This window comes from Glutamicibacter sp. ZJUTW, assembly GCF_008370855.1.
GTDB lineage: Bacteria > Actinomycetota > Actinomycetes > Actinomycetales > Micrococcaceae > Glutamicibacter > Glutamicibacter nicotianae.
The window spans coordinates 995,005-1,016,905 of the sequence record NZ_CP043624.1; the positions used below are offsets into that span (position 1 = coordinate 995,005).

The 21,901-nt window shown below is 60.3% G+C and carries 20 protein-coding genes and 2 tRNA genes; 13 read left to right on the plus strand and 9 right to left on the minus strand.

The annotated features are described in order from the left end of the window. Positions 1-142 precede the first annotated feature (142 nt). From F0M17_RS04695 to F0M17_RS04710, 4 genes are read right to left on the minus strand one after another with little or no spacing between them, the layout of a single operon-like run. Positions 143-910: an ABC transporter permease gene (locus F0M17_RS04695; protein ID WP_149596552.1), complete on the minus strand. Its 768-nt coding sequence runs from the start codon at positions 908-910 to the stop codon at positions 143-145. Then, entirely contained in the window at positions 907-1,698 is a 792-nt protein-coding gene (locus F0M17_RS04700) for an ABC transporter ATP-binding protein (protein WP_149596553.1), read from the minus strand. The genes F0M17_RS04695 and F0M17_RS04700 overlap by 4 nt, the downstream gene beginning before the upstream one ends. Before the next feature lies 1 nt (position 1,699). Beyond that, a complete protein-coding gene (locus tag F0M17_RS04705; protein WP_149596554.1) occupies positions 1,700-2,071 on the minus strand; it encodes a DUF1048 domain-containing protein in 372 nt (123 codons plus the stop codon). Positions 2,072-2,073: 2 nt separating this feature from the next. Further along, entirely contained in the window at positions 2,074-2,418 is a 345-nt protein-coding gene (locus F0M17_RS04710; protein ID WP_149596555.1) for a PadR family transcriptional regulator, read from the minus strand. Between the two features lie 210 nt (positions 2,419-2,628). Between F0M17_RS04710 and F0M17_RS04715 the strand changes: the two genes are divergently transcribed. Continuing rightward, the gene (locus F0M17_RS04715) at positions 2,629-3,276 is read left to right on the plus strand and encodes a maleylpyruvate isomerase family mycothiol-dependent enzyme (protein ID WP_143181052.1); all 648 of its coding nucleotides are present in this window, start codon (positions 2,629-2,631) and stop codon (positions 3,274-3,276) included. Between the two features lie 109 nt (positions 3,277-3,385). On the opposite strand, the gene F0M17_RS04720 is transcribed toward F0M17_RS04715, so the two are convergent. The 4 genes from F0M17_RS04720 to F0M17_RS04735 all read right to left on the minus strand — a co-directional run bounded on the left by F0M17_RS04720 (position 3,386) and on the right by F0M17_RS04735 (position 9,384). Continuing rightward, on the minus strand, positions 3,386-3,958 hold the full coding sequence (locus tag F0M17_RS04720) for an NADPH-dependent F420 reductase (protein ID WP_149596556.1): 573 nt from the start codon (positions 3,956-3,958) through the stop codon (positions 3,386-3,388). A 203-nt stretch (positions 3,959-4,161) separates the two neighbouring features. Continuing rightward, positions 4,162-6,510: a GNAT family N-acetyltransferase gene (locus F0M17_RS04725; RefSeq protein ID WP_149596557.1), complete on the minus strand. Its 2,349-nt coding sequence runs from the start codon at positions 6,508-6,510 to the stop codon at positions 4,162-4,164. Between the two features lie 10 nt (positions 6,511-6,520). Then, entirely contained in the window at positions 6,521-7,867 is a 1,347-nt protein-coding gene (locus F0M17_RS04730; RefSeq protein WP_149596558.1) for a lysine N(6)-hydroxylase/L-ornithine N(5)-oxygenase family protein, read from the minus strand. Then, positions 7,864-9,384 carry an aspartate aminotransferase family protein gene (locus F0M17_RS04735; RefSeq protein ID WP_149596559.1) on the minus strand — a complete coding sequence of 507 codons (1,521 nt, stop codon included), beginning with the start codon at positions 9,382-9,384 and terminating at the stop codon, positions 7,864-7,866. The genes F0M17_RS04730 and F0M17_RS04735 overlap by 4 nt, the downstream gene beginning before the upstream one ends. 325 nt (positions 9,385-9,709) lie before the next feature. Between F0M17_RS04735 and F0M17_RS04740 the strand changes: the two genes are divergently transcribed. The 7 genes from F0M17_RS04740 to F0M17_RS04770 all read left to right on the plus strand — a co-directional run bounded on the left by F0M17_RS04740 (position 9,710) and on the right by F0M17_RS04770 (position 15,828). Then, positions 9,710-10,963, plus strand: coding sequence for an MFS transporter (locus tag F0M17_RS04740; RefSeq protein WP_149596560.1), 1,254 nt, complete (start codon positions 9,710-9,712; stop codon positions 10,961-10,963). Positions 10,964-11,005: 42 nt separating this feature from the next. Continuing rightward, positions 11,006-12,079: a glycosyltransferase family 1 protein gene (locus F0M17_RS04745; RefSeq protein ID WP_149596561.1), complete on the plus strand. Its 1,074-nt coding sequence runs from the start codon at positions 11,006-11,008 to the stop codon at positions 12,077-12,079. 139 nt (positions 12,080-12,218) lie between these two features. After that, a tRNA-Asn gene (locus tag F0M17_RS04750) sits at positions 12,219-12,294 on the plus strand. A 272-nt stretch (positions 12,295-12,566) separates the two neighbouring features. After that, complete coding sequence (locus F0M17_RS04755) at positions 12,567-13,412, plus strand: phage holin family protein (protein WP_149596562.1); 846 nt, start codon at positions 12,567-12,569, stop codon at positions 13,410-13,412. Between the two features lie 86 nt (positions 13,413-13,498). Further along, the gene (locus tag F0M17_RS04760) at positions 13,499-14,410 is read left to right on the plus strand and encodes a DMT family transporter (RefSeq protein ID WP_066139382.1); all 912 of its coding nucleotides are present in this window, start codon (positions 13,499-13,501) and stop codon (positions 14,408-14,410) included. Between the two features lie 54 nt (positions 14,411-14,464). After that, positions 14,465-15,652 (plus strand): glycosyltransferase, encoded by a 1,188-nt coding sequence (locus F0M17_RS04765; RefSeq protein ID WP_149596563.1) that lies wholly within the window; start codon positions 14,465-14,467, stop codon positions 15,650-15,652. Between the two features lie 99 nt (positions 15,653-15,751). Then, positions 15,752-15,828: transfer RNA gene (locus F0M17_RS04770), tRNA-Ile, on the plus strand. 165 nt (positions 15,829-15,993) lie between these two features. On the opposite strand, the gene F0M17_RS04775 is transcribed toward F0M17_RS04770, so the two are convergent. Beyond that, a complete protein-coding gene (locus tag F0M17_RS04775; RefSeq protein ID WP_149596564.1) occupies positions 15,994-16,527 on the minus strand; it encodes a M23 family metallopeptidase in 534 nt (177 codons plus the stop codon). A gap of 396 nt (positions 16,528-16,923) precedes the next feature. Here F0M17_RS04775 and rpsB point away from each other — a divergent pair, with 396 nt between their 5' ends. From rpsB to F0M17_RS04800, 5 genes are all read left to right on the plus strand, one after another. Continuing rightward, positions 16,924-17,748 (plus strand): 30S ribosomal protein S2, encoded by an 825-nt coding sequence (gene rpsB / locus F0M17_RS04780; protein ID WP_038989721.1) that lies wholly within the window; start codon positions 16,924-16,926, stop codon positions 17,746-17,748. A 145-nt stretch (positions 17,749-17,893) separates the two neighbouring features. Continuing rightward, positions 17,894-18,730, plus strand: coding sequence for a translation elongation factor Ts (gene tsf, locus F0M17_RS04785; RefSeq protein ID WP_038990119.1), 837 nt, complete (start codon positions 17,894-17,896; stop codon positions 18,728-18,730). A gap of 203 nt (positions 18,731-18,933) precedes the next feature. After that, positions 18,934-19,656, plus strand: coding sequence for a UMP kinase (pyrH, locus tag F0M17_RS04790; RefSeq protein WP_038989720.1), 723 nt, complete (start codon positions 18,934-18,936; stop codon positions 19,654-19,656). Between the two features lie 78 nt (positions 19,657-19,734). Further along, positions 19,735-20,292 (plus strand): ribosome recycling factor, encoded by a 558-nt coding sequence (frr, locus tag F0M17_RS04795; protein ID WP_038989719.1) that lies wholly within the window; start codon positions 19,735-19,737, stop codon positions 20,290-20,292. After that, entirely contained in the window at positions 20,292-21,851 is a 1,560-nt protein-coding gene (locus F0M17_RS04800; protein ID WP_246857133.1) for a phosphatidate cytidylyltransferase, read from the plus strand. The genes frr and F0M17_RS04800 overlap by 1 nt, the downstream gene beginning before the upstream one ends. Positions 21,852-21,901 lie beyond the last annotated feature (50 nt).

Consider the following 21,901-nt stretch of genomic DNA (forward strand, 5'->3'; position numbering starts at 1 on the left):
GCGTGGTTGGGCGACTGCCTGCCAAGAATCAGCCAGTCCTGAACGGTGTTCAATTGCTGGCCTCAATGTAGCACGAAAAGCCCCTAACTTGAACAATGTTCAAGTTAGGGGCTTGCACTGCTCTGCATGCGGCATCTGCTGCTCAGCTGGTGGTCTTGCCCCGGTAGATCCGCGCGGCCAGCGCCCAAGCCAGGAGCGTAATGCCCGCCAGCCACGCCAGTGCTGCCCATAGCTCGGAGCCCACGGGGTCCTGCGATAGCAAGGCGCGCAGGGAATCGGCTATCGCCGTGATCGGCTGGTGCTGCGCGAACCAGGCCACCGGGCCGGGCATGGCCGCGGTGGGAACGAACGCCGAGGAAATGAAGGGCAGGAAGATCAGCGGGTAGCTGAAGGCGCTTGCGCCGTCCACCGATTTCGCGCTCAATCCGGCCAGCACGGCGATCCAGGTCAGGCACAGGGTCACCAGGCACAGCAGCCCAAGCACCGCGATCCACGAGGCAACGGAGGCCGAGGAGCGGAAGCCCATGGCCACGGCCACCCCCAGCACCAGCGCCAGCGAGAGCAAATTGGCCGCCAACGAGGTGGCCACATGGCTCCAGAGCACGCTGGAACGGGAGATCGGCATGGCGCGCAGGCGCTGCACCAGCCCATCGCGCAGATCCAGGAACAGCCGGTAGGAGGTGTATGCGACCCCGGAGGCGATGGTGATGACCAGGATGCCCGGCAGCAGGTAGTTGATGTACGGACCGGGGGCGCCAGTGCCGAGGGCGCTGCCGAAGACATAGGTGAACAGCAGCATCATGGCTACCGGGGTGATTGCGGTGGTGATGATCCTGTCGGGGCTGCGCATCACGTGGCGCATCGAGCGGCCCGTGAGGATCCGGGTTTCACGCAGTGCTGCGATGCTCATGGCTGGCTCCCTTCGGTTCGCTGGTTGCTGCCGGTCAGTTCCAGGAAGATCTCCTCGAGGCTCGGCCGCTTGGTGACCAGCTCGGTGGTGGCCGGCGGCAGCTGGGCCTGCAGCTCGGCCAGCGTGCCCTGCTGGATGATGGTGCCCTCGTGGAGGATGGCGATGTGATCGGCCAGGTGTTCCGCTTCATCCAAATACTGCGTGGTGAGCAGGATTGTGGTTCCGGACTCGGCCAAGCCGCGGATCAGCTGCCAGGCCTCGCGGCGCGATTGGGGATCCAGTCCCGTGGTCGGCTCGTCGAGCAGGAGCACTGGCGGGTCGCCGGCCAGGCCCATGGCGATATCCAGGCGCCGGCGCATCCCGCCGGAGTAGGTGCCGGCGGGGCGGTCGGCCGCGTCCGAGAGGCTGAATCGCTCCAGCAGTCCGCTGGCGATCGCTGGCGGATCGGGCAGCCGCAGCAGCCGGGCGACCAGCAGCAGGTTCTCGCGTCCGGTCAAGACCCCATCCACGGCGGCGAACTGGCCGGTCAGGCCCAGGGACCTGCGGACCTGGGCGGGATTCTCGCAGGTTGCCCTTCCGCAGATCCGGGCAGTCCCCGCATCGGCGGGCAGCAGGGTGGCCAGGATCCGCACGAGTGTCGTCTTGCCGGCGCCATTGGAGCCGAGCAAGGCGAAGATGCTGCCAGGCTGCACGGCGAAGTCCAGTGAGCGCAGCACGGGCAGGTTCTTGAACGACGTGGCCAAGCCGATGACCTCGATGGCCGGTTCGGGGGCCAGTGCGGTGTTCATGTCATTGCTCCTTCGTCTCGTTTTCCGCTTCGGAAATGGCCTGTGCCAGACGGGCGCGCTCCTTGTCGGTCCAGCGCTTGCCGCCGTAGGCCTGGGCGAAGTCGTCGGCGAACTCCGCTGGATCGTCGCCTAGCAGTTCGCGCAGCGAGGTACTGTTGGCGGCCGCCCCTTCGAAGAGGTCTGCCAGATCCGCGTACATCGAGATCATCGTCTCGGCGTCGGTGATTCCGCTCTGGTTCATCAGGTAGCGCTGCAATCCCGCAGCGGCCTTCGCATAGGGCTGCGGCAGCTCCTTGAGGCGCGCCAGGCTCTGCTTGTACTGCTTTTTCTGTTCCAGCGATCCAGTGAAGGTTTCAATCCATTTGGCGACCATGATCAGTGCCCTTTCTTCGGAGTGGTTGGGTGGGGGAGGTTGTCGATGCGGGAAACGAGCAGGTTCCAGGTGCTCCAGAAATCGTCGAGCTGCTGCCTGCCTCGGGGGTTGAGGGTGAAGACCTTGCGTGGAGGTCCTTTTTCGGAGGGGACTTTCTCCACCGAAACCAGGCCCTTTTGCTCGATGCGCACCAGCAGTGCGTAGATGGTCCCCTCGGCCAGATCGGTGAAGCCGCGTTCGCGCAGTTCCGTGGTGATCTCGTATCCGTAGGCCGGGCGTTCGGCCAGGATCGCCAAGACGATCCCCTCCAAGGTGCCTTTGAGCATCTCGGTCATCTGCGAGGCCATGCTGCGCCCCTCTCTACTTAGCGTCATTGAGTACAAGTAGATAGTAGAACTAGGTAGCGGTATTTAGCAACACTTAGTACCGAAGGATTTCAGGGACTTTCTTCGGGGATCCAGAGAAGTGGGGGATGACCAGCGGCAAGATAACGAGGCACCCAATCCGGTATGCTCCTTGAAGCTGATCCGGAACTGGACCCGATGGGAAGGGCCACCATGAAAGATGCGAAATGGCACTGGGGGCTGGTTGATGCCGAGCGTGCAAAGCTGGCAGAAATGCTGGGCGGCTTGGCGCCTGAGCAGTGGACTGCCCCGTCGCTGTGCGAGAACTGGCAGGTGCGTGACGTTGCAGCGCATCTGGCGGCGGCCGGATCCACTACCACCGTCCACTGGTTGGCGAGCATGGCCCGCTCCGGATTCAATACCGGCCGGCACAATGAACGGCTGCTGCGCAAGCAGCTTGGGGCCAGTCCCCGGGAAACACTGGAGAACTTCAACCGTTCCGCGGCCAAATGCATTGCCCCGCTGAACTCGGTGACCGGTTTGCTGGGCGAAGTGGTGGTGCATGGACAAGATATCGCCAAGGCGCTGGATCTGCCGCTGTTCCCGGATCCCCAGGTGCTGCGCGTTGTGGCAGAATTCTTCGCCTCCAGGGATTTCGCGGTCAACAGCAGCACCCTGGTCAAGGGGTTGCGGATCTCGGCAGCCGATGATGATTTCAGCAGCGGGGCGGGACCCGAGGTTCGCGGCGGATTGCTCGATCTTCTCCTCGCCATGGCCGGCAGGAAACAGGTGCTCCCGCGGCTTGAAGGCGCAGGGGTTGAAGAACTCGACCGCAGGATCGCAGCGCAAGCGCGGACATAGGCAACTGCCAGCCAGAGGTGGGGAGTGCGGGCAGCTTTGTGAACGGCCATGCCCCGGCGGTGGACATTGTCCACCGCCGGGGCATGGTGCGCATGAGGGGTTGGCGGGATTAGTTGACCCCGAAGCCTCCGGTCCAAGCGATCTTCTCGCCGGCAGCCAGGGAGATCTGCATGAAGCCGATGCCTTCCAGCTCGCGGGCGCGCTTGCTGGCGCCAGCGTCGATGGCGCGCAGGCCGCCGGCCGTGACCAAATCGGCCAGCTGGGACTTGGCATCCTCGTCATCACCGGCGATCAGCACGGTGGTCGGGGTGGTGCTGACCTTGCCTTCAGCGATGGTGGAGGCGAAGTTGGTGTTGAAGGCCTTGATCACGCGCGAGTTAGGCAGCGCCTTGCTGATTTCTGCGGTGGCCGAGCTGTCTGCCGGGACAGTCAGGGAATCGAAGGTCTCGAAGTTCAGCGGGTTGGTGATGTCCACGATGATCTTGCCCTCCAGCTGTTCGCCGCGCTCGGCGATGATGCCTTCGATGGCCGGGTATGGGACGGCAAGAACAATGATGTCGCCGTAGGCGGCGGTGGCCGAATCGCCCGAGCCGAGCAGCTGGATGGTTGCCCCTGCCTTGCTGAAGACTGACGAGATGGCCTGGCCCATGTTGCCCTTGCCGATGATGCTGACGTTGACCATGATGACTCCTTGGAAATGTTGATTGAAGCTTTAACTAAATACTAGGAGCAATTGATTGAAGCGTCAAGTAATTTTCCAAAGAAAATTTCACCAATAGCCACCGTACTGCTTCTGGAATTGTGGATTGGGGCGTTGACTAGGCCAATGAACGGCAGCGCCGCCGCGCCTGATCTGGGCGCGGCGGCGCTGGGGAAAGTAATCGGTCAGGATACCGGGGCGGCCACGGCGGCCAACGGGTTCTCCAGATCCCCTGCGTAGAGCAGTCCTCCGGACTGGTCGGCCAAGTCGAGCATCTGCTGGTTATTGCGCAACTGTAAGCGATTCAGGCAGGAGAGCGGGAAACTCTGTGCAAAGAGCCCCAGCTCGTCGAAGCGGCCAGCGAACTGCGGGTGCTGCCCACGGTACTCAAGCAGCCGATCCACCACGGTCTTCCAGAATTCAGCTTCGGACAGCAGGCCTTCGGCATCCAGCAGCGGGGCGAGGAAGCGGAAGAATGAATCGAAGACATCGGTGAAGACCGACAAGACCGGGTCCCCTCCGGTACGCACCCGGCGGATCTCCTCCGGCAACTCCACCCGATCCGACAGCACCGCAATCTCTTCGCCCAAATCCTTGAGCAGCACCTTCTCCACGACACCGTTTTCCAGCACCATGATCACGTTCTCGCCATGCGGCATGAACACCAGATCATAGGCTGCCAGGCAATGCACCAGCGGAATCAGGTAGGCATCCAGATAGCGGCTCAGCCACTCGGCCGGAGCCAGTCCGCTGCGGCGAATAAGGGCGCCGGCAAAGGATCGGCCGGATGCATCGACGTGCAGCAAGCTGGCCATCGTGGCCAACTTCTCTTCCGGGCCGAGCAAGCTGATCGGGGACTCCCGCCACAGCGCGGCAAGCATCTTGCGCTGCGGATCGCTCTTGGCCGTGGCCGCTTCGAACTGCGGGTTGCGGTAGCCGACGGCCGCGATTTCACGCAGCAGGGCGACCGGCTGGGTCGAGAGCACCGGATCCTTTGCAAACAGCTCGCCCAGCCACTGGTTGATGGCCGGAGTCACCTTCATGTACTCGGCACTCAAGCCGCGCATGAAGCCCATGTTCAAGATCGACATTGCCGTCTTGACGTAGTGCCGGTGCGGGGTGGACAGGTTGAAGAAGGTGCGGATCGACTGCTGCGCCTGGTATTCGTCGGCGCTGCTGCCGAGCCAGATCAATTGCTTGCGGGCAATGTCGTTGGCGAATGTGATCGACAGGCGGTTCTCCCACTGCCAGGGATGTACCGGAATGAACAGGTAGTCTTCGGATGCATAGCCGGTACCGAACAGGGCGGACTCCAAGGCCTCGTCCAGTCGCTGGCGTTCGGCTGGATCCAGCTCGCTAGCCAGCAGGCCTTCGTAATCCAGCGAATCGATGGCATCGAACTGCGCCCTGGACTTGTGGGCCGCCGCCCAGCCAAGGTGCAGCGCGGCCCCGGTTTCGGGGGCGTACTTCAAGTAGTCGGTGCGTCCGATGCCCATGCGTCCATTGTTGGCAACGAAGCACGGGTGCCCCTCGGTCATCGAGGATTCGATGAGCTGGAATGATTGTGCGGCGCTGCCATTGAATTCGGCCAGCTGCGCTGAATCATGGGTTGCATGGACCTGCTTGTAGCAGTGGCTGCTCAACGTGGAGGAGAGCTCCTCCAGATAGGTGGGAAGCTGCGCTGGGGAGAGCGTGAGTTCCTCGGCGAAGAGCGTGATGAATTCGATGGCATCCGCGTCTGCCGCCAGCCAGCTGCCGGCAACGTAAACGTGGTGTTCCACAGACTGCGGTGAAACCATCCAGTGGTTCAGCTGGTAGCGCTGGGCGCTGAAGCTGTAGCGGTGCGCGTCCTTCTGGACTGAATATCGGTTCTCTCCATGCTCGGCAGGTTCCAGCAGGCGCTCATGCGAAAATTCGCCCAAGGCCTTGGCCAGAACATGGCGATTGGCGATATCCCAACGCACGGGGGAGAGGAACGAGGATTCCAAGCGGCGGCCGGTTGCGCTCTCGAAATCCTGGCGGGTGCAAATGGACAGCAGAGCCTGCTTGATCGAGCCGTCTGCCTCGGAAAGCTCCACTGGCCGTACCGGTCGGAAGCCGACGCGGGCATTCAGCGCATGGATGGCTTTGTTGCGCACATCTGGCTCCACGATGATTCGTTCAGTTCCAGGCAGGGCGAATGCCTGGACCATGGCTGCGGCCAGCGCCTCCAGCGTGAACCCGGGCTGGGGGTTCGCTGCCGCCGGCGCCAGGAAATGCAATCCGCGATCGCCACGTACATAGTTGTACGCGTCGGCCAGTGGGGATGCGGCTGGGTCGTAGAGCTCGACCAGGAATTTCTCGTCGCCCGAAGCGTCAATGCCGAGGAGCACTTCGTATCCGGGGGTAGAGAGCAAGGTGCGGTATTCCGCTTCGATCTCCTTTTCGGTCGCATTGGGCATGCCCCAGAACGAGGCGTGTTCGGTGGCAATCCACGAATGAAGCAGCGCCGAATTGTCGGGCAGTGAAACGGGGCGGAAGGTGTAGCTGGTCATCGGTAAATCCTTAGGCTCGTGCGCTGGCATTGGAGGAAGTGGGCAGGCCGCTGAGTTCAGCGGCGCCGAATCGCTGGAAGGCGATCCGTTGCTCTACCGGGTAGACCTCGCGTCCAGCCAGGCGGTTGATGATGACCGAATTGCGGTAGGCGCCCATGCCGAGGTCCGGGGCGGTGAAGCCGTGGGTGTGCAATTCGGCGTTCTGCACGAAGATGTCCTGATCCAGCCCGATGGAATACTCGCGGTCGACATTGAATCGGCCGTCGGGGAGGTAGTCGATACGCTGGCTGATGCCTTCCAGGAAGTCCGGCGCGCTGGCACGGTAGCCGGTTGCCATGACCAGGTTGTCGGCAAGGAACTCCAAGTCTTCTCCGGTGCGTTCATGGTGCAGGCGGACGGCCAGGTAATCCGGGTCGGCGTCGATGCTCGTGGCAGCGCAACCGGTGCGCAGGTGCACATTCGGGGCTCCATTGACGCTTCGCTGGTAGAGCTCTTCATGGATTTCGTTGATCAGATCCGCATTGATGCCCTTGTAGAGCCCCTTTTGCTCAGCTGAAAGCACATCCCGCTGGTCCATGGGCAGGGAGTGGAAGTGGTCGATGTACTCCGGAGACGTCATTTCCAAGGTGAGCTTGGTGTATTCCAGCGGGAAATAGCGTTCCGAACGGGTTGCCCACACCAGATGGTCCTCGGCTGGCAAGCTGCGCAGCAGATCCAGGAAGACTTCTGCGGCACTCTGGCCGCTGCCCAGCACAGCTGTTACCTGCGGAGATGAACCTGGTGCCCGGGGCGAAAGGATCCGTTCGCGGTGGAACGCGTAGTCGCTGGAGTGCAGCACCTTGCCGCTGGCTTGCGCTTCCGGTGTGATGACAGGCGGCAGATAAGGCTGGGTTCCGGTGCCGAGCACCAATTTGTCTGCGGTGAAGCGGGTCAGTCCCGCGGCGGTGAGCACCGACAGCTGGTAGGTCCCATCGCGGTAGTCGGCTTCGAGCACCCGGTGCCCGAAACGAACGCTGCGGATATTTTCCGCCGCCCATGCCAGATAGTTGGAATACTCCTCGCGCAAGGCATAGAAGTCTTCGCGGATGTAGAACGGGTAAAGCCGCTGTTTTTCCTTGAGGTAGTTCAAGAATGAATGCTTGCTGGTCGGGTCCGCCATGGTCACCAGGTCCGCCATGAAGGGAACCTGGAGGTGGGTTCCGGGAAGCATCATCCCGGGGTGCCAGATGAACTCCTCTCCGGCTTCGAGCACGGCGACATCCAGATCGGCCAAGCCGTCGGTCAAGGCCGCAAAGCCCAGGTTGAAGGGGCCAGCTCCAATGGCGATGGCATGAAAGTGTTCGGCAGGTTGAATCATTTCTTCTCTCCAAGGGTGCGTTCGGCCAGGATGCCGGAACCAATGCGGCAGATGGCGTCGAGGATCTCGTTGATATCGGCCAGGGTCGTATTCGGATTCAGCAGCGTGAGTTTCAGCAGCCGCTTGCCCTTGACGGTGGTGGCGGCGATCATTGCCTCGCCGCTGGAATAGAGGCGCTGGCGGATCTGGTTGGCCAGTGCATTGTGCTCTGCCAGGTCCATAGGGTGCTGCGGATCTTCAAAGGAGAAGACCAGCGTGCTCAGCTGCACATCGGCTGCCATATGCAACTGGGCGCGCATGGCCACTTCCTGCTGCGCGTCCTCGGCCAACGCAATGACCTGGTCGAACATGTCGCCCAGGCGTTGAGCCCCCAAGGAGCGCAAGGTGACCCACAGCTTCAGCGCATCGAAGCGCCGAGTGGTCTGCAACGACTTCGCCACCTGGTTAGGGGTGGCGTCGGCCTCCGCACGCGGGTTCAGATACTCGGCATAGTGGGCGATGGATTCCATGGAAGCCGCAGAGCGGACCACCAAGGCGCTTGAACCGATGGGCTGGAAGAACGATTTGTGGTAGTCGACGGTGACCGAGTCGGCTTGTTCAATTCCATCCAGCCGGTGGCGGTGGGAACTGGAGACGAGCAGACCGCAACCGTACGCGGCGTCGACGTGGAACCAAGCACCGACTTCCGTGGCGATGGCACGCAACTGGGACAGCGGATCGATGGCCCCGAAGTCGGTATTCCCGCTGGTGGCGGAGATGGCCATGGGCACCAGGCCGGCGGCGCGATCCGCGTCAAGTTGCACGCGCAAGGCCTGTACATCCATGCGGTGCTGGGCGTCGGTAGGGATGGACACGGCTGCGTCGTAGCCCAGGCCCAGGAGCATCGCGGCGTTGCGAATCGAGAAATGCGCGTCCTCCGAGCAGTAGATCCGCAGGTTGGCCAGCCGTTCAGGCAAAGTTCCGCGCAGCTTCGCGGTCGCGGTGTTCCGCGCGATCAGCATGGCTTGGAGGTTGGATTGCGTTCCGCCAGAGGTGAAGATTCCATCGGCCTGCCCGGCCTCGAAGCCGATCAGCTCGGCGGTGAACTCGATGAGCTTGCGTTCGATCAGTGTGGCTCCGGCGCTCTGGTCGAAAGTGTCCATCGAAGTGTTGATGCTCGTGACGAAGTTTTCGGCGGCGACTGCAGGGATCACGACGGGGCAGTTCAAGTGCGCAGCATACTTCGGGTCGTGGAAGTAGACCGCGTCGTTGAAGTACAACTCGTTCAACTCGGTGAACGAGTCCTGGGTCGAACCCAAGGGGCGATGCAGATCGACCAGGTCGATGCGTGCTTTCAGCTGCTGCGGGGTCGGTCCGGTTGTCGGCGCGTTGACCGATGCCAATCGGTTGGCCACATGTGAGATGGCATCACGTGATTCGTTTTCGTAGACGTGGACGGTGTTTGCGCAGAGCAGCGCATCGTCGTAGATCGGCAGCGGCAGATCAGGTATTTGCAGGGTAGGCAGTGAGGCACCCAAGAGCATGCTCCTCAGATAGAGACAATCAATAATTGGTCAGGCTCACCTAACAAGAATCTATTAACAACACACTTCAATTAGTTAATGCAAGCCGAGTAATTCGATGGCTTCTCCCAGGGAAAAATTTCTCAATTTTCGCATCAGTGGCACGTGGTTGTGGTAAGTTGCCCTCTGACCTGTATGTTGATGTTTCAATAATTAGCTCTTTCAATAGCGAAGCGGAGTAATCGACTCGACTTGTAGCGTTCAAGAAGTATCGCTAATCGTTTGATTGTGTTTTCAGTGCGAGGATGTATGAACAAACAGTTGGAGCAAGGGAGGGCAGGTGACTACGGTAAGCCCACGGAAAGCCGAGCGATCCCAGCGTCTGCTCCTCGGGGCGAATGCCACTGACGCGGCAGGACGCTCGCTATCGGATATCACGATTGACCTGTTGTTCGTTGGCGCCCTCGGGGCAACCGCCATGCAAATGGGCATGCTCAATGCGCTTGGTTCCCTGGCCTTCGTGCTCGCAAGCATTCCCGCGGGCCATATGGTCGACAAGTATTCCGCGTTCCGTGTGCTGCGCATCGGTCTCGGGGCCAAACTGTTCCTGCTGGGGTGCTTGGCGGTGCTGTCATCCGCAGACGCGCTATCGATCCCGATGGGAATGCTGCTGTGCGCATTGCTTGGCATCTGCAACGTCTTTTCCGAAACGTCGCAAACCACTGCCGTCCCGCAACTCATCGAAGATGATCCCGAGAACCGATCAGCGGGCATTAGCAAGCTGATCGCCTCGCTGAGCGCGGCGGACCAATCCATGACAGTGGTTGTCCCGGCCCTTGCGGGAACCGGCTTCGCGCTGTGGGGAGCGCCGCCGCTGCTGAGCATCTCGGCGGCACTGGGCCTGCTGGCCTTGCTGATGGCGCTGCGTGTGCATTCCCATCGCCCATCGCAAGGCCCTGATGGCACGCTCAAGCCGTCGGCCGAACAGGGCGGCATGCTCGCCGGCCTCAGATATCTTCTCCGGCATCGGCTGCTCTTGGCGATCACGGTTGCCGTGATGTTCTCCAACTTGGGGTTGGCCATCGGCTCGTCGGTGGAGGCGATCTTCATCATCAACGAGCTCGGCTTTGGCGAATTCGGGTACGGCATCTTCGTCTCGATTGGCGGCATCGGCGGGCTGATCGGCGCAGCAGTCGCAGGAAAGCTGGCTGGGAAGTTTCCGCCGGCAACGCTATTGGTCTACACCGGTTCACTGCAGGCGGCATTGACTGGCTGTGTACTGGCCGCAGCCTACGCACCAGAACTGTGGTCCATGGTGCTGCTGGGCACGTTCTCGTTGGGCTGGGGAATCATCGTGCTGCTCTTCAACATTGCTGCCTCCTCATGGGTCGTGCAGATCGTTCCCGAGCACCTGCTGGGACGAGTGCTCAGTGCACGACGGCTATTCACCTTTGGAGTGGTTCCCGTCGGCGGTTTGGCTGGCGGCGCAGTGGCCAGCGCATGGGGGATTGCCGCCGGACTGCTTGGCTGGGTTGTTGCCGCGGCCCTCTCGGTTATCAGCTATCTGGCGATGCGCGGCCCGGCAACCCGTTAGGCTGGACAGCGTAAGCACCACGAACTAAAGGCAACTGCGCACGTGAAACTCGTTATCGACGCTCGATACACCCGCATCACCCACCACGACGGCATCAGCCGGTACACCGCTGGGTTGATCGAAGCCGCCAGCAAAGTTGCCGACGTCACGATGCTGGTCAACGACACCAGGCAACTGGGTATGCTTCCAGATGTCCCGTATTTGAAGATTTCCGGACCCACCAGTGTGTTCGAACCGTTCGTGGCCTTGCAGGTCAATAAGCTCAACCCTGATGTCGTGTTTTCGCCCATGCAAACCATGGGGACCGTGGGGCGAAAATATCCCGTGATCCTGACCCTGCATGATTTGATCTACTACTCGCATCCGCACGCGCCGAAATTCCTGCCCCTGCCGATCCGTGCCGGGTGGTTCCTGTTCCACCAGGTCTACTGGCCGCAAAGAATGCTGCTGAATCGTGCCGACGCGGTAGCTACCGTCTCCAACACCACCGCCAAGCTGATGCGCAAGCATCGATTGACCAAGAAGCATATTGGCTTGGTGTCCAACGCACCGACGGGAAACTTTGCACCCCGGGACCAGGCGCAGCGGCCAAGGAAGACCCTGATCTATATGGGCTCTTTCATGGAATACAAGAATGCCGAGACGCTCATCCGAGGTATGGCGCATCTGCCCGACTATGAGCTGCATCTGCTCAGCGGGATCAGCGAACAGCGTCATGCCGAATTAACCAAGCTCATTCCTTCAGGTGCCACTGTGGTATTCCACCGGGGAGTCAGCGATGAGGAATACGAACGGTTGCTCAGCGAGTGCACGGCTTTGGTCACCCTTTCGCGCGAAGAAGGCTACGGCCTGCCACTGGTTGAAGCCATGAGCATGGGAACTCCGGTGATTGCCACCGACATGCCGATCTTCCGGGAAGTCGCAGAAGACGCCGCGCTGTATGCGTCGGCAGATGATGCGCAGGGTTTCGCGGACCAAGTACGCACCCTGGATGAGCCCGGAGCCTGGAAAGAATATTCGCAACGGGCTGTGGAACGAGCCGCCCACTACTCATGGGAGCAGTCGGCGCAGCAGCTGCTGGAGTTGGCCAGGTATGCGGCAGATCACAGAAAGTAATTTGCTTCGCAGTGGCGGTTGAGCACCTTGTCGCACGCGAATAATGGCGGAAAATCGGGGAAGGGAAGGTGTGCTCCGCATGAGGAGCTGCCGATTTGAAAACCGGACTTGGCCAGTGCTAAAGTATTACTCGTTGCATTCCTCCATAGCTCAATTGGCAGAGCATTCGACTGTTAATCGAAGGGTTACTGGTTCAAGTCCAGTTGGAGGAGCCAAGAAAACCTCCCAGTTGCACCAGCAACTGGGAGGTTTTGCTTTACCCGAAAACAGTGGTGCCGGTGCGCAAAATTGAAGTGAAAACCCGGCAACGCCTGAATCTCCTATAACCACAGGTGATTAGACGATAGACTTTCGAATCGTTACCAGTTACACCCACAGCATGAGATAAAGCAGTGGGTTTTACGCCTGAAGACTGAGTCGTATGCGGCAACCGGGGTGTTAGCGTTTGTTGTACCGGTTGCTGAGCGATCGAGAATATGGAGAAACCATGTCTGAAGCTGAATCGACGCAAGCTGACGAAAGCCTTAAGTCGAGTGTCAAGAGTGCTAAGGCGCAGGTTGATGGACTCAAGGAGCTTGTTCCACAACAGCTCTCGGACGAGATCAAGCTTGCGACCACCGTGCTCAAGGGCAAGGGAATCAGCATTGGCATGGCCGCGGCGCTTGCAGGCGCCGCACTGCTCGTAGTGCTGCTCTTCGTCATTGCCGTAGTAGTAACCCTGGTCAACGTGTTGGCTCTTTGGCTGCCAGGTTGGGCCGCCGCATTGATCGTTGCAGGTTTCTTCTTGCTGATTGCCGCCATCTTGGGATTGGTCGGATATTCAAAGGTCAAGAAGGCACTGCCGCTGAAGCCGGAAGCAGCTATTCGCGGACTCCGCCACGATTTTGGCGTGCTCAAGGATGGCAGCGCCTTCGATGTCAGCACTCTTGACGAGCCGCTGAAGAAGAAGTCGGCTGAGGATGATGAGTCCGCAGACAAGAAGAAGGAACCGAAGCCGCCGGCACCGAGCGCCGATGAGCTGGTCCTTCGCACCAAGCGTCGCCGCCGCCAGATCCAGGCACTGCGTGACAACCTGGGCGAAAGCGTGCAGGCTCCGCTGGCCAAGATCGACAAGGTGCGTTCCTTCACCCACGGTGCTGGAGAAAAGTTTGCCGGGGCAGCGGCCAAGGCCAAGGGATTTGTCCGCCCTTCCTCGTCTTCGTCTTCCGAAGACCAATCGGAGGCTGACAGAGTCGGCTCGCACCGCGCTGAACAGGCACGTCCATATATCGTGATGGCAGGTTCCGGGCTGGCACTGGTCGCTGTTATCCGGGCATTGTTCAAGCGCTCCTAGGTCTTTCGCCGACGGGGCCGTGTATCGGCCTTAATACGCGTGTACCAGCCCCGTCATTTGAAAACTTAGGCTAGAAAGGCACTGACATGGTTTGGATCGCTATCGCAGCGGCACTATGCAGTGCCTTTTGCCTTGCCTTTGGCGCGCACTTCCAATCGCAGGCAGTACGCAACGCAGTCGGTGGGCTGGATCTGACGCTTAAGAATGTCGGCAAGCTGGCCAGCAATAAACGCTGGATGAGCGGTTTGGGCCTCATGGCCCTGGGCATGGCCTTGAACGTCTTCGCCCTGGCCAGCGCACCGCTGACAGTGGTACAGCCGATCGGCGCCATTGCACTGGTGATCACCGCTATGGTCAATGCCAAGGAAACCGACCTGACGATGAACCGTCCCACCGTACTGGCGATCATCAGCTGCATGGTTGGTTCGGTTGGGTTCGTGCTGCTGGCAGTCACGGCCACCAGCGGCAACCAGGAAGTGACTGAAACCGAAGCCCACCTGATTGAAATGATCCTGGCGGTAGTCGTCGCCATCGTGGGATTGGCCACCATCTTCTTCCACAAGAAGCTTGGCGCGTTCTTCTTCATCCTCGGCGCCGGTGTGCTTTTCGGATTCGTTGCCGTGCTGGTGCGAACCATTGCCATCGCCGTATTGAATATCGGCGACAGCAGCTTTTTCCAGCTGCCGTGGCTGGCTGGACTATCGGTGGCAGTCGCCGGGTTGCTCGGCTCGTACTTTGTGCAAAAGGCCTACTCAAAAGGGCCTCCAGACCTCGTCATCGCAGGGTTGACCGTGATCGATCCGATCATTGGCATTGCCATAGGAATCAGCATCCTCGGAGAGCTGCGTCCCGATGTCCCGGTACTGGTCACCGTGCTGATGCTGGTGGCTGCCGGTTTGGCTATCGTCGGCGTGACCGCGCTGTCCAGGCACCACCCCGACGTGATCGAACGCCGGAACAAGACCGAAGGCGAAAAATCCATGCCTGATTCCAAATAGACTGAAGCTGCAAATTTCTCTATCAAAAACTACAACGCGTGTGAACGCCGAAGGATGCCCGTGGCCAAGGAAAAACCGCTGACCATCGTCATTGCTGCTGACACTTATCCGCCAGACGTTAACGGAGCAGCGATGTTTTGCTACCGGTTGGCTACGGCGATGCATGCGCGAGGCCACCGGGTGCACGTGTTGGCAGCCCGTGGCGACAAGGGAAAGACCTATACGGAAATCCGCGATGAGGCTATTGTCCATCGCTTGGAATCGCACTCGGTACCGACCCATGAATACTTCCGCATCGTGTTCCCGTGGGAAGTCAATAAGCAGATCAGCAAGCTGCTCTCGGATATCAAGCCCGACGTGGTCCACGCCCAGAGCCACTACATGATTGGCCAGCGCACCATCGCATGGGCGCGGAAGAACAACGTTCGCTCCATCGCGACGAACCACTTCATGCCGGAAAACCTGGACCCATTCCTGCCGTTCCCGCAATGGTTCAAGCGAATTGTCGCGCACAATTCGTGGAAAGACATGGGGAAGATCTTTGGCCGTGCGGATACCGTCACGACCCCCACTCCGCTGGCCGCCAAGGCCATGCGCGAACGGGCCAAACTGAATCACGTGCTCCCGCTGTCCAATGGCATTGAGATCGGCAACTACGAGCTGGCGGACGGGGAAGAAATCATCCGCAATGAGTTCCCTACGATCTTGTTCGCGGGCCGCCTCGCGGTGGAAAAGAACATCAACGAGCTGATCGAGGCTTTGCCTCTGATGAGCAAGGTGCCTGACGCCATCATCGAGATCGTCGGAGGCGGAGAGCAGCGCGCTCATCTGGAGAAGATCGCAGATGATTTGCAGATCCGAGACCGCGTCCGTTTCCTGGGACACGTCAGTGACGAGCAATTGCGCCAGGCCTACCTGCGTTGCGACGTATTCTGCCAGCCAGGCACCGCCGAGCTGCAGTCATTGGTGACACTTGAGGCGCTTTCGGCGTCCAAGCCAGTGGTCCTGGCCAACGCGATGGCGCTGCCGCATCTGGTGGATGAAGGCGTCAATGGCTATATGTTCACGCCGGGTGATCGGCAGGATCTGGCCAACAAGCTGGACCAGGTTCTGGCCTTGGACGAGCAGCGCCGCGCCAAGATGGGTGAAGCTGGGCACGAAAAGGTGAAGAACCACGCGCAGGAAAAGACGATGAACTCCTTCGAAGCCCTCTACCGGGGCCAAGAAGTGAGCACCCACTAGCCGGAATGTCATCATTGGGTGCGCCAAATCGGTGTTTCGGCTAGTGATGCCCTAGAATATTTCGAGTGTGGTTGCACCGCTTCGGCGATGGACCCATGTGGGGAGTTAGCTCAGTTGGTTAGAGCAGGGGACTCATAATCCCTTGGTCGTCGGTTCAAGTCCGTCACTCCCTACCAAGGCAGATCGTCCAGCAGCTATTGAAAAATGAGTTGCTGGACGATTTTCTTGTTCCCGGTTCCGCTCCAGTGCACAGCCTGATCCCGCTGGATGCACGGGTGTGTGAAGTAGTGCATTGGAGCCGGATGGTGATCCGGCTCGTGCGGCCCTCGGGCGATGCCGCGTCATTCGTTCAACGGCAAGAGAATCGATGGACGCATGTCGCGGATCAGCAATACCGGGTCGATATATTCTCCATCGAGGCGCACACCCCAGTGGATGCAACGGCCAGAGCAATGCGCCCCGGTTGCTGTCTGGCCCACCTTGGTGCCGGCCTCCACCCAGTCGCCCACCGAGACTTCAGCGGAAACCGGTTCGATGCTGGTCTTGAACCCGGAACCGTGATCGATAACCAGCACAGGCCGATCCACGATCACTGAAGCAAACGAGACCCGGCCGCGCTGCGGTGCGAAAACGGCATCACCAGCGCTGGCTGCCAAGTCCACGCCTCGGTGCCCGGGAAGCCAATTTTTCTCCGGTTTGTCGAAGGGCGCCAGAATTGCCGGTTCGCCAGCCAGCGGCCAGCGCCAGCCATTGGTGGCGGCAAGTGCGGCAGGTATCTGGACTTGCTGCGGCTCGGCGTCCGTGGGCGCGGCCGGAGGAAAGCTGAAGGCCAGCAGCAGAACCTGCAATCCTGCGAAGAGATACTTGATTTTCATCCTTCCAAGGTGTCCCCGGAACATGGATCATGGGCAACCGGGGGAACGGATTGTGGGCAAGGCAATGGGCTGCACATCACCGAAACCGCGGTGCGGGGCAAGGGGTTCTCTGTAGTACACTTGAAGCAGCAGTGTCTTGTCACAGGTGTGTCCAAAATTGGGTGCATCGGGCAGGAGATTGACTTCGCGTATGAGTATTCACAGCTAAATCGGCTGTGGCCTGAGGTTCCAGTGGTCCGAGAGAATCGGTGGACCGAAGTCGAGATGCCAAGCATCAATCGGTACTCATGCTAGGGCGGATATCCACAATGGCTATCTGCATCAACCCGAACAACCAAGAGCAGTTACCGCGGGCGCACGCGCGCCCGGTCCGCCACTGCTGAAAGGAGTTGCGACATGCCAGTCGTAACCATGCGAGAGCTGCTTGACAGCGGCGTCCACTTCGGCCACCAGACCCGTCGCTGGAACCCGAAGATGAAGCGCTTCATCTTCACCGAGCGCAACGGCATCTACATCATCGACCTGCAGCAGTCGCTGTCGTTCATCGACCGCGCTTACGAGTTCGTGAAGCAGACCGTTGCCCACGGCGGCACCGTACTGTTCGTCGGTACCAAGAAGCAGGCTCAGGAAGCCATTGCCGAGCAGGCTAACCGCGTTGGCCAGCCATACGTCAACCAGCGTTGGCTCGGCGGTATGCTGACCAACTTCCAGACCGTTTCCAAGCGCGTTCAGCGCATGAAGGAACTGGAAGAGATCAACTTCGAGGACGTTGCCGGCTCGGGCCACACCAAGAAGGAACTGCTGCTGCTGAAGCGCGAGCTGACCAAGCTGCAGAACAACCTCGGTGGTATCCGCAACCTGACCCGCACCCCTTCCGCTATCTGGATCGTTGACACCAAGAAGGAACACTTGGCTATCGACGAAGCCCAGAAGCTGGGCATCCCAGTTGTGGCCATCCTGGACACCAACTGCGATCCAGACGAGGTTACCTACCCAATCCCAGGCAACGACGACGCAATCCGCTCCGTCAACCTGCTGACCCGCGTTGTTGCTGACGCTGTGGCCGAAGGCCTCATCGCCAAGAACAACAAGGCTGCCGGCAAGACCGAGGGTGCTGCTGAGCCAATGGCTGAGTGGGAGCGCGAACTGCTTGAGGGCGAGAAGGCCAAGGCCGAAGCTCCAGCTGCAGACGCTGCAACCGAGGCTCCAGAAGCCAAGTAGTCACCTCCGTGACTCCAGAAGTTTGCCTGGGCGCACTAGCGTGTAGCTCGAGGTGAACTTCACCAAGTCTTGTGGGACGGGCCGGAAATCCGACCCGTCCCATAAGCAAAATAAACTTGAAACTCCTAGCTGAATGGGATTGCACGTGGCAAACTACACCGCTGCTGATATCAAGGCACTGCGCGAGCGCACTGGCGCCGGCATGATGGACGTTAAGAAGGCATTGGACGAGGCCAACGGCGACGCCGAGAAGGCCATCGAGATCATCCGTGTCAAGGGCCTGAAGGGCGCTACCAAGCGCGAAGGCCGTTCGACTGCTGAAGGCCTGGTTGCTGCCAAGGTTGAGGGCAACGTCGGCGTGATGATCGAGATCAACTGCGAGACCGACTTCGTAGCGAAGAACGACAAGTTCATCGCACTGGCCAACAAGGTTCTGGATGCCGCTGTGGCTTCCGGCGCTGCAGATGCAGAAGCACTGCTGGCTTACGAGCTGGATGGCAAGACCGTTGGCGACACCGTCATCGAAGAGGGCGCAATCCTCGGCGAGAAGGTTGTCGTACGCCGTGTTGCACGCATCGAGGGTGCCAAGGTTGCTTCGTACCTGCACAAGACCAGCAAGGACCTGCCAGCCCAGGTTGGCGTCCTGATGGCTGTTGACGCTGACAGCGAAGCTGCCGCAACCGTCGCGCACGACGTTGCAGTGCACACCGCTGCAATGGCTCCTACCTACCTGTCCCGTGAAGAGGTTCCAGCTGACAAGGTTGCCGACGAGCGCCGCATCGCTGACGAAACCGCTCGCGCAGAGGGCAAGCCAGAAGCTGCACTCACCAAGATCGTTGAAGGCCGCCTGACCGGTTTCTTCAAGGAAATCGTCCTGGTTGACCAGGCTTTCGCCAAGGACGCAAAGAAGTCCGTTGGCCAGGTCTTCGAAGAAGCTGGCACCAAGCCAGTGGCTTTCGCACGCTTCCGCGTTGGCGCCTAGGCTTTACAGCTCTAAGCAGTAGCCATACGCATTAAGCGAACCGCGTTCGGGGCAACCTGAGCGCACAAGATCAAAGGGAGGTGGGCACCGAGAGAAAACTCGGTGACTCGCCTCCCTTTTCTTGAGCCCGGATCTCACGATAGCTTGGGATCTGGGACGTAGAACCCCCAGCTTGATTCCGACCTCCAGGAGTAAGACACCTCATGCCAAGCACCCCAGAAACCAAACGACGCCGCGTACTGCTCAAGCTCTCCGGCGAAGTATTCGGCGGCGGCAAGATCGGCGTTGACCCAGATACCGTTCGCGGCATCGCCCAGCAGATCGCCCAGACCGTTGGCGAGGTCGAGGTGGCAATCGTGGTTGGCGGCGGCAATTTCTTCCGTGGCGCGGAACTCTCCGCTTCCGGCATGGACCGCTCGCGCGCGGACTACATGGGCATGCTCGGCACCGTCATGAACTGCCTGGCGCTGCAGGACTTCCTGGAGCAGTGCGGTGTTGAAACCCGCGTCCAGTCGGCCATCGCCATGGCCCAGGTCGCCGAAAACTACATTCCGCGCCGTGCCATCCGCCACATGGAGAAGGATCGCGTCGTCATCTTCGGCGCCGGCGCCGGCTTGCCGTACTTCTCCACCGATACCGTGGCCGCGCAGCGTGCCCTGGAAGTCGATGCTGACGAAGTCCTGATGGCCAAGTCGGGGGTGGACGGCGTATACACTGCCGACCCGAAGACCGACCCAACCGCCACCAAGCTGGATACGCTGACCTACAGCGACGCCCTGGTCAAGAACATCCGCGTGATGGACCAGACCGCCATGACCATGTGCAAGGACAACAAGCTGGACATGCTGGTCTTCGGCATGGAAGGCGAAGGAAATGTGGCCGCGGCAATTCGCGGCGAGCGGATTGGCACCACCGTCACCGTCTAATCGGTGATCGTGGCTTAGGATTGAAGTAGATTTAATTTCCCGTAGCGGAAACACAGATGAAGTACTTGAGGAGTACCGGTGATTGAGGAAACGCTGGCGGATACCGCCGAAAAGATGGAACGCACCATTGAGGCCGCCAAGGAGGACTTCGCGACGATCCGTACTGGTCGTGCCCACCCAGGCATGTACTCGAAGGTCATGGTGGACTACTACGGTTCCCCAACCCCGCTGCAGCAGCTGGCTTCCTTCGCAGTGCCAGAAGCACGCACCATCACCATCACCCCATTCGATGTGACCGCTTTGCGCGAAATCGAAAAGGCTCTGGGCGATCCAGAAGTTGGCGCCAACCCATCCTCGGACGGCAAGATGATCCGCGTTGTCCTTCCGGTGCTGACCGAAGAGCGCCGCAAGGAATACGTTAAGCTGGCCAAGGCCAAGGGCGAGGACGCTCGCGTTGCACTGCGCAATCACCGCCGCAAGGCCAAGGATTCCATCGACAAGTTCGTCAAGGATGGCGAAATTGGCGAGGACGAGGGTACCCGTGCAGAAAAGGACCTCGACGCGCTGACCAAGAAGCACGTTGACGCAGTCGATGAGATCTTGAAGAAAAAAGAAGCAGAGCTGCTGGAAGTCTAATGCCAGGCTCGACAGACAACACTGAGGGCAACGCTTCGGCGGTGCCCTCAGTGGCATCCGGAGAATCCCAGCCCCTGACCCGACGTGAAGCTCGCGCGCGGCGCGAGGCCGCCGCCAAGGGGAAGAAACGCGGTTTCATGAAAAACCGCGGGGCAAAGGAAGCTCCAGAACCTGCCACTGGAATCCAGGAACCGGTCAAGCCTGCACCTGCCACTACGGTACCCGCTCCACCGGCCATGCCAACGCCGGTATCAGCAGTGAAACCGGATGCCGGAAAAGATGCCGCCTTGCCGACCCCTCAACCAGCTGCGGCTGGCAGCCAGGCAGCCGCGGAATCGACCGGCAAGGCTGATACCGCCAAGGCTGATACCGCCAAGGCTGATACCGGGCAAGCGAAAGAGCGCGCCAAAGCCGCTTTCAAGGCCGACCTGTCCAAGCCGGTGAAAGATGAGGCGCAGGCACCTGCCATGCAGGCAGAACCAGCGAAGCCTGCACAGCCGGCGGCACCCGGAAACGACAAGACGGTTCCGGACCCCGCGGCCGAAGATGACAAGCCGAAGAAGGCAGAAACAGCCACACCGGAAGCTGCATCTGCGGCGCAGAATCCCGCGCCCGCAGACAGCAAGCTGCCTGCTCCGCCGGTATCCGATTCCACGGATCTTGCCGAGACCGGGGAACCCGACGCGGAAGAAGCAGATATCCCTGCCGAGCTGCTGATCGGAACCCCGGAACCGAAGAAGTCGCGTGCAGGGCGCAATCTGCCAGCGGCCATCGGCGTCGGCGTGCTGTTGCTCGGAGTCGTGCTGGTTGGCCTGCTGTGGTTCCACCCGTTGCTGGTCATCGCGCTGATCGCGCTCAGCTGCATTGGCTGCTGGGAGGTGGCCAGGGCCACTACCCATGCCAAGACGGCGGTACCGCAATTGCCGTTGTACCTGTCTTCGATCTTGTTGCCAGCCAGTGCCATCTGGGGCGGGGTAGAGGCACTCGGGTTCAGCTATATTGCCTGCATCCTGATCGCTTTGCTCTTCAGGCTGATGGATGGCGCCAAGGGAGCGGTGGCCTCGGTGATGAGCAGCGTGTTCATCATCAGCTGGGTGCCGCTGCTGCTGTCCTTTGCCCTGCTCATTCTCGATTCGGTCAATGGCCAGTGGCTCATCGCCACGTTACTGCTGCTTGCGGTCGCCAATGACACCTTCGGCTACATCGTGGGCGTGCTGATCGGCAAGCATCCGATGGCGCCGAAGATTTCGCCGAAGAAGTCATGGGAAGGCTTTGCCGGATCAATGCTCGGTTCCATGGCCATCGGCGCATGCGCAATGCACTTCTGGATGGACATGCCGTGGTGGACGGGTGTCATCCTGGCGTTCTTCACTACCATTGCAGCGACTACCGGCGACTTCTCGGAATCCATGGTCAAGCGCGAACTGGGCATCAAGGACATGAGCAACCTGCTTCCGGGCCATGGCGGAATCATGGACCGCTTGGACTCGGTCTTGTTCGTCATTCCGCTGGGTTACGTGATTTCACATGTGCTGGCCTGGAGTGTCGCAGTCTTCTGACCGCGTCCCCGTCCCGCGACGCCAGCGGGTGTGATCCGCTACCGGAATGC

Coding starts and splice junctions, on each gene's coding strand:
- F0M17_RS04695 (WP_149596552.1), bottom strand. CDS start 910: ATGAGCATCGCAGCACTGCGTGAAACCCGGATCCTCACGGGCCGCTCG.
- F0M17_RS04700 (WP_149596553.1), bottom strand. CDS start 1,698: ATGAACACCGCACTGGCCCCCGAACCGGCCATCGAGGTCATCGGCTTG.
- F0M17_RS04705 (WP_149596554.1), bottom strand. CDS start 2,071: ATGGTCGCCAAATGGATTGAAACCTTCACTGGATCGCTGGAACAGAAA.
- F0M17_RS04710 (WP_149596555.1), bottom strand. CDS start 2,418: ATGGCCTCGCAGATGACCGAGATGCTCAAAGGCACCTTGGAGGGGATC.
- F0M17_RS04715 (WP_143181052.1), top strand. CDS start 2,629: ATGAAAGATGCGAAATGGCACTGGGGGCTGGTTGATGCCGAGCGTGCA.
- F0M17_RS04720 (WP_149596556.1), bottom strand. CDS start 3,958: ATGGTCAACGTCAGCATCATCGGCAAGGGCAACATGGGCCAGGCCATC.
- F0M17_RS04725 (WP_149596557.1), bottom strand. CDS start 6,510: ATGACCAGCTACACCTTCCGCCCCGTTTCACTGCCCGACAATTCGGCG.
- F0M17_RS04730 (WP_149596558.1), bottom strand. CDS start 7,867: ATGATTCAACCTGCCGAACACTTTCATGCCATCGCCATTGGAGCTGGC.
- F0M17_RS04755 (WP_149596562.1), top strand. CDS start 12,567: ATGTCTGAAGCTGAATCGACGCAAGCTGACGAAAGCCTTAAGTCGAGT.
- F0M17_RS04760 (WP_066139382.1), top strand. CDS start 13,499: ATGGTTTGGATCGCTATCGCAGCGGCACTATGCAGTGCCTTTTGCCTT.
- F0M17_RS04765 (WP_149596563.1), top strand. CDS start 14,465: ATGCCCGTGGCCAAGGAAAAACCGCTGACCATCGTCATTGCTGCTGAC.
- F0M17_RS04775 (WP_149596564.1), bottom strand. CDS start 16,527: ATGAAAATCAAGTATCTCTTCGCAGGATTGCAGGTTCTGCTGCTGGCC.
- rpsB (WP_038989721.1), top strand. CDS start 16,924: ATGCCAGTCGTAACCATGCGAGAGCTGCTTGACAGCGGCGTCCACTTC.
- pyrH (WP_038989720.1), top strand. CDS start 18,934: ATGCCAAGCACCCCAGAAACCAAACGACGCCGCGTACTGCTCAAGCTC.
- F0M17_RS04800 (WP_246857133.1), top strand. CDS start 20,292: ATGCCAGGCTCGACAGACAACACTGAGGGCAACGCTTCGGCGGTGCCC.